The organism is Corynebacterium sp. H128 (genome assembly GCF_037482625.1).
In the GTDB taxonomy this organism is placed as follows: Bacteria; Actinomycetota; Actinomycetes; order Mycobacteriales; family Mycobacteriaceae; genus Corynebacterium.
Window position 1 is genome coordinate 37,665 of the sequence record NZ_JBBHKW010000013.1, and the last position, 7,127, is coordinate 44,791.

A 7,127-nucleotide genomic window follows, 5' to 3' on the forward strand; every position below is an offset into this window, starting at 1 on the left:
TCCACTCTATTGTCTGACACACTTGAGTGTGTGAATATCCTCCTTGTTGACGTTGACGGCACCCTCATCGATTCTTTCCCGGGCATCCGCGCTAGCTTTCTGCACGCACTGACGGAAATGAATTGGCCTATCCCGAGTGAAGAACGCATCTCTCAGATCGCCGGACCTCCCATGATTGATACGATGCTCGACCTCGGTATGGCCCCAGGCCAAGCCCAGCTAGCGCTTGCCCACTATCTAGATCACTACGGCCACACGGGGTGGAAGATGAGCTCGCCGTTCCCTGGAATGCACGAGTTTCTCAACTGGGCTCGGCTCCAAGGGTTCCTGCTGTGCACTGCCACCAGTAAGGGCGAATTCTTTGCCGAACAAGCACTGCGCGAACATGGGTTTTGGGAGTTGTTTGACTTCTTGGGAGCTGCGCAAGAAGACGGGGAACGTCGCTCTAAATCTGCGGTAATTGCGCACGTCTTGGACACGATGCAGCTTCGCGGACAGGAAAGCGCTATCCTCATGGTCGGTGACCGTATCCACGATATTGAAGGCGCGCGCAGTTTCGGGATTGAGACAGTCGCCGTCGCGTGGGGATACGGCAGTGAAAGTGAACGCAAGGAAGCAGCCTTCGAGGCTGCAACGCCAGTGGAGTTGGAGAGCATTGTCGATGAATGGGCACGCCAGCATTAACGGTTTTGATACCGAACGTACGGAAAGCCTCTACGTCGTTTTCGTATGTACCGGTAACATTTGCCGCTCCCCCATGGCAGAGATTATTTTCCGCGATGCCATCGAAGAAGCCGGCCTAACCCGATTTGTGCGGGTGCGTTCCTGTGGCATCGGCGGCTGGCATATTGGGCAGAGCGCTGATCGACGCGCCATCGCAGAGCTTCGCAACGCGGGCCACGACGGATCCCAGCACCGCGCATCACAGCTCTCCGACCAGCATCGTTCCGCGGATCTCTTCGTTGCCCTCGACGGCAATCATGTCCAAGACTTGATCAACCGCGACATCTACCCAGAACGCATCCGCTTGCTGCGTTCTTTTGATCCCGCGGCAACGGAAAACGCAGAAGTTGCGGACCCCTACTATGGCGAAGCCTCCGACTTCACTACCACCCGCGCTCAAATTGAGGCCGCAGTTCCGGGCATGCTCTCCTGGGTGAAGACGATGCTCGCGAGTGCTTCCGCCCGCTAATTGTTTTTCCTGCCCCGCGCATTAGACTGGGGAAATTATGAATGCCAAAGCATGGAAGACGTTCCTGCAGCCCGGATGGATCATCACCTTCCTCATCATCATCGCGTTTACCTACGCGGCATTCAGCCTGCTCGCCCCGTGGCAGCTCCACAAGAATGACGTGGTCAGTCACCGCAATGAGCTAATTTCCGAGCATTTTGATAAAGCCCCGGTGGCCTTCGACCAGGTATTCGGCCCCGACGGCGCATTGCCTGCCGACAACGAGTACCTGCGAGTCGCAATCACCGGCACCTATTTGCCGGAGCAGGAAGTAATCATGCGGGTGCGTCCAGTTGAGTCGGGACCGGCTTATCATGCTCTTACCCCCTTCAAGATGAACGACGGCACGGTTGTGTTGGTCAATCGCGGCTGGACCCGCCCGGAAAACGGGCACCTGCCAGCAAATTTCCCTAAGCCCCCCGCTGGGGAGCACACCATCGTCGGTTATGCCCGTATCGACGAGCCGTCCCCACAGATTGCCCCAACTATGGAAGACGAGCACCAGATGGTCACCGGCATCGACACCGAGGAGATTTCCCAGCTCACGAACCTAAACCTGGCCAAGGACTACGTACAGCTTGCCGAAGAGCAACCCGGCGTCCTCACCGCCTTCCCGCTTCCCAAACTGGACAACGGCCCTCACCTTTCCTACGGCATTCAATGGATCGCCTTCGGCCTGCTCGCGCCCATCGGGCTCGGCTACTTCGTATACGCGGAACTTCGGGAGCGTCGCCGCGAGCGCGAAGAGCAGAAGGAGCTCGCGGAGGAATCGCCGGCAGAAGCGCAAACACCCCTCACGGCACCGACACGGAGCCGCTACGGCACCACCAAGTCACACCAAGCTAACTGGCAGCGTGACGAGGAAGAACGCTTCTAAGTCCGATCACCCCGATGGCAACGAGCACTTGTGTTGCGCGCGCTAACCTGACGGCATCCCGGATGGTGCCAGTGCCTGGCTGTGGACCGCTTCCCAGCGTCGGCCGCTGCTCCACGCCGTAGGAGTAGTGAGTTTCCCCGCCCAGCTGCACACCCAAAGCAGCTGCCGCGGTCGCCTCTACTGGACCAGCGTTAGGACTAGGGTGTTGTGGCGCGTCCTCGCGCCATGCGGTGATCGCTGCCGCTCCACGACGCCGGGTAGCCGCGAGTAGTACGTGCGTCGCCGCAGTAAGCCGCGCGGGCACAAAAGCGAGCACGTCATCGAGCTGCGCCGCTGCCCACCCATAGTTGCTATACCTATCGTTTCGATACCCCACCATCGCGTCGAGGGTATTCACACAGCGATGCAGCACCACTCCCGGAGCGCCGGCGATGGCCGCCCACACGATGGGAGCTATAGCAGCGTCAGAGGTGTTTTCCGCAATCGATTCCACCGCAGCGCGCGCCATGCCGGCCGCATCCAAAAGCTGCGGGTCACGGGAGCACAGCCATGGGATCCAAGCTCGAGCGGCGTCGAGATCGCCGCACTCTAGGTCCGTAGCAAGCCGCACACCAGTCTCCTCAAGCGTGCGTCCGCCGAGAGCCGCCCACAACGCGAGGGCGGTGGTGAGCGCAGGGGCGCGTCGATAAGCAGCGCGCGTGACGACGACCATAGGTACCACTGTCGCAGCCACGAGCCCTACACCAGCCCACTTGCAATCCCGGTAGGTGCACTTTTCCACCGCACCCACAAACGAGCCGAAATAGGCCACTGGGTGATGACGTTGCGGATCGCCGAGAATCCGATCGAGAGCGAGTCCTGCGAAGATTGCTGTTGCGTGCACGAGTTCCATGCTAACCGGGAGCCCCTTCCGCGCACATGGTTTCATCAGCAATTCGCAATTGCGCCTAACCGGCTGGGTTTATGGATGGGCAGCTGCGCTGCGTTGGCCTGACACGCGAACCCCTTTTGCCGAACTTTCCAGGTGAGCAATATTCTGATTCAGCTGCATCCTGCAAAGTTCGGCAAAAGGGGTTCGCTGCAACACGGCATACTTGCTTGCTCCGAGCACGATTTCCCCGCAAAACAGAAACGCCCCGGATCAAATGATCCGGAGCGTTAATACCTGTGCGCCCTGACGGGCTCGAACCGCCGACCTGCTGGGTGTAAACCAGCTGCTCTTCCAGCTGAGCTAAAGGCGCAAACTTTCATCGCTGTGCGACTCGGAAAAGCGTATCATGCCCTGATTAGGCTTCCAAAATCACCAGCTCAGAAAGGATTTTACTTCTTGCTTCCCGGGCGCACTAGGCAGGAACCTTGCCACTGACCAACACGGGTTGCGGTGGTTTGCACCAAACCGGCGAGTTTTGCGGATTCGGCAATTTCACCGGCCACCAGGTGGCCCGGCTTGCCGGCACCAGGGGTGAGCAACCAAATGCGACCGCTTTCTGCGAGTGGGCGGATCGAATCCACGAGGCCGTCCACTAGATCACCATCGTCGTCGCGCCACCACAGCAGTACAACATCGCAGACTTCGTCAGTATCTTCATCAAGAAGCTCCTCGCCGATGCGATCCTCGACTGCTTCGCTGATTGCGGTGTCACAATCCTCGTCCCAGCCCACTTCCTGCACTATATGACCTGCTTCGATACCCAGAACCTGAGCATAATCCTGGGCGTTTGACTTAGTCACGCCCGGAACGTCGACCACTGTATCTGTCCTCCTCTTTACTGCGCTTGTGGCGCTGATGCATCCAGAAGCAAAAACTTGATTCAATCGTCGAAAATACCAGTTCTCCTGGGAAATTACAGACTTTAGGGGGATTTTAGAGGTAAACCACGCAGTTTCACAGGAAATTTAGGCTCGAAAATCAGCTTCTAAACTGTTGTGAAATATACCCCGAAGATTTGCAATTTCTGCAAACATTCCGCACGTCACCAGTAGTTTCCTATGCGGATGCAACACTGAACTTGCATAACCCGTATTCTGGAGGGACATATCGGAGCGCGCAGCTATGCACGCATGCCGAAGATTGACCAAAGAATTCATATTGGAGGAATGCCATGGCTGATGCAGCTGAGCCGAACCCCGGTAGCCATCTAACTGACGACTCCAACATCGCACTGATTCGTGACGGTGTTGCGTCCTATCTCAATGACTCCGATCCGGAGGAAACCCAGGAGTGGATGGACTCACTGGACGGCCTTTTGGAAGAGTCCAGCCCTGAGCGCGCCCGTTACCTGATGCTTCGTCTGCTTGAGCGCGCCACCGCCAAGCGGGTTGAGCTGCCTGCTTTAACCTCAACGGACTACGTCAACACCATTCCGACGACTCAAGAGCCTGAGTTCCCGGGTGATGAGGACGTCGAGAAGCGCTACCGCCGTTGGATGCGCTGGAACGCCGCCATCATGGTGCACCGCGCCCAGCGCCCCGGCATCGGTGTCGGTGGACATATCTCCACCTACGCTGGCGCAGCCCCCCTGTACGAGGTTGGTTTCAACCACTTCTTCCGTGGCAAGGACCACCCCGGCGGCGGCGACCAGATCTTCTTCCAGGGCCACGCCTCCCCAGGCATGTATGCCCGCGCTTTCCTAGAGGGGCGTCTCTCCGAGGATGACTTGGACGGATTCCGTCAGGAAGTTTCCCGCGAGCAGGGCGGCATCCCGTCCTACCCGCACCCGCATGGCATGAAGGACTTCTGGGAGTTTCCTACCGTTTCTATGGGCCTTGGCCCTATGGACGCTATTTACCAGGCGCGATTCAACCGCTACCTGCAAGACCGCGGCATCAAGGACACCTCCCAGCAGCATGTCTGGGCTTTCCTTGGCGACGGCGAAATGGACGAGCCAGAGTCTCGTGGCCTGATCCAGATGGCGGCGTTGAATAACCTCAACAACCTGACCTTTGTGATCAACTGCAACCTGCAGCGTCTCGACGGCCCGGTGCGCGGCAACACCCAGATCATCCAAGAGCTCGAGTCCTTCTTCCGTGGTGCCGGCTGGTCCGTCATCAAGGTGGTTTGGGGCCGCGAGTGGGATGCCCTGCTGGAAAAGGACAAGGACGGTGCCCTTGTCGACATCATGAATAACACGCCTGACGGTGACTACCAGACCTTCAAAGCCAACGATGGCGCCTACGTGCGTGAACACTTCTTCGGCCGCGATCCACGCACCCTCAAGCTGGTCGAAGATATGACCGACGAAGAGATCTGGGCCCTGCCACGCGGTGGCCACGACTACCGCAAGGTCTATGCAGCATACAAGCGTGCGATGGAGGAGACGGATCGTCCGACCGTCATTCTCGCTCACACCATCAAGGGCTACGGCCTCGGCCACAACTTCGAGGGCCGCAACGCCACGCACCAGATGAAGAAGCTGACTCTGGATGATCTGAAGCAGTTCCGCGATAAGCAGCAGATCCCGATCAGCGACGAAGAACTGGAGAAGGATCCTTACCTGCCGCCATACTTCCACCCTGGTGCTGATGCCCCCGAAATCAAGTACCTGCTGGAGCGTCGTAAGGAATTGGGCGGCTTCCTGCCGGAACGCCGCAGCAGCTACGAGCCAATCACGGTCCCAGATATTGATCAGCTCAAGTCCATGCGTAAGGGCTCCGGCAAGCAGCAGGTAGCCACCACCATGGCTGTGGTGCGTACCTTTAAGGAGCTCATGCGCGATAAGGAGCTAGCGGAGCGCCTCGTGCCGATCATCCCTGATGAGGCACGTACCTTCGGTATGGACTCGTGGTTCCCTACGCTCAAGATCTACAACCCACACGGACAGAACTACACCCCGGTGGATCATGATCTGATGCTCTCCTACCGTGAGGCCACCGACGGCCACATCCTGCACGAGGGCATCAACGAGGCAGGTTCGATGGCATCCTTCATCGCCGCCGGCACCTCCTATGCGACGCACGGTCACGCCATGATTCCGCTGTACATCTTCTACTCGATGTTCGGTTTCCAGCGCACCGGCGACTCAATCTGGGCTGCCGCAGACCAGATGACGCGTGGCTTCCTGCTCGGTGCTACGGCTGGCCGCACCACACTTACTGGTGAGGGCCTGCAGCACATGGACGGGCACTCCCCTGTGCTCGCCTCCACTAACCCTTCGGTGGTTAGCTACGACCCGGCATTCGCCTACGAAGTCGCGCACCTGATTCGTGAGGGCATTGACCGCATGTATGGCCCTGGCCGCGGTGATGACGTCATCTACTACCTGACGATTTACAACGAGCCAGTGTCCCAGCCTGCTGAGCCTGAGAACCTGGATATTGAAGGCCTGCACAAGGGCATCTACCAGTACAGTGCTGGCGAAGGCTCCGGCCACACAGCCAACATTCTTGCCTCGGGCATCGGTATGCAGCAAGCCTTGCGCGCTGCTGAGCTGCTTCGCGACGACTATGGCGTGGCCGCGAACATCTTCTCGGTCACCTCGTGGAATGAACTGGCCCGCGAGGGAGCTGCCCGCGATCTCGAGCAGCTCCGCCACCCTGCTACTGAGGTGGAAGCACCGTTCGTTGTTAAGCAGCTCTCAGGGGTTTCTGGTCCGTTTGTGGCAGTTTCCGACTTCGCCACCGCCGTCCCTGAGCAGATTCGCAAGTGGGTGCCTGGTGACTACACCGTATTAGGTGCAGATGGCTTCGGCTTCTCTGATACCCGCGCTGCGGCGCGTCGTTACTTCAACATCGATGCCGAGTCCATCGTCGTTGCAGTGCTGGCAGGCTTGGCGCGTGAAGGCAAGATCGACGTCTCCGTCGCCGATGCCGCCGCCGCTAAGTACAAACTGACGGACCCAACCTCCGTCTAATCCCCGACTAAAGAACAACCGCCCGCAGGATGCGCAGTGAAATGAACTGCTCCCCATTAGTTGGACTGAGAAATCAGTTTCCGACTAGTGGGGAGTTTTTCTTTTGAGAGCACGAAGTTCGTTGAGTCAGGTACAGCGGGAGCAGCTCGTTGAGTTATTTGAACAGGGG

General features: G+C 58.5%; 6 protein-coding genes and 1 tRNA gene. 4 read left to right on the forward strand and 3 right to left on the reverse strand.

Annotated features, from left to right (window positions below):
- Positions 1-30: 30 nt before the first annotated feature.
- From WG915_RS10880 to WG915_RS10890, 3 genes are read left to right on the forward strand one after another with little or no spacing between them, the layout of a single operon-like run.
- Positions 31-684 carry an HAD-IA family hydrolase gene (locus WG915_RS10880; protein WP_339565406.1) on the forward strand — a complete coding sequence of 218 codons (654 nt, stop codon included), beginning with the start codon at positions 31-33 and terminating at the stop codon, positions 682-684.
- Positions 662-1,192, forward strand: coding sequence for a low molecular weight protein-tyrosine-phosphatase (locus WG915_RS10885; protein WP_339565407.1), 531 nt, complete (start codon positions 662-664; stop codon positions 1,190-1,192). Before WG915_RS10880 ends, WG915_RS10885 begins: the two co-directional genes overlap by 23 nt.
- Before the next feature lie 37 nt (positions 1,193-1,229).
- Positions 1,230-2,108, forward strand: a complete 879-nt coding sequence (locus WG915_RS10890; protein ID WP_339565408.1) for an SURF1 family cytochrome oxidase biogenesis protein — start codon at positions 1,230-1,232, stop codon at positions 2,106-2,108.
- On the opposite strand, the gene cbiB is transcribed toward WG915_RS10890, so the two are convergent.
- The 3 genes from cbiB to WG915_RS10905 form a co-directional block, all read right to left on the reverse strand.
- Positions 2,074-3,000, reverse strand: coding sequence for an adenosylcobinamide-phosphate synthase CbiB (gene cbiB / locus WG915_RS10895; RefSeq protein ID WP_339565409.1), 927 nt, complete (start codon positions 2,998-3,000; stop codon positions 2,074-2,076). The genes WG915_RS10890 and cbiB overlap by 35 nt on opposite strands.
- A 276-nt stretch (positions 3,001-3,276) precedes the next feature.
- Positions 3,277-3,349, reverse strand: a tRNA-Val gene (locus WG915_RS10900).
- Positions 3,350-3,428: 79 nt separating this feature from the next.
- Positions 3,429-3,857, reverse strand: coding sequence for a DUF3052 domain-containing protein (locus WG915_RS10905; protein ID WP_445227832.1), 429 nt, complete (start codon positions 3,855-3,857; stop codon positions 3,429-3,431).
- Positions 3,858-4,210: 353 nt separating this feature from the next.
- Between WG915_RS10905 and aceE the strand changes: the two genes are divergently transcribed.
- Positions 4,211-6,958 carry a pyruvate dehydrogenase (acetyl-transferring), homodimeric type gene (gene aceE, locus WG915_RS10910; RefSeq protein WP_339565411.1) on the forward strand — a complete coding sequence of 916 codons (2,748 nt, stop codon included), beginning with the start codon at positions 4,211-4,213 and terminating at the stop codon, positions 6,956-6,958.
- Positions 6,959-7,127: the final 169 nt, after the last annotated feature.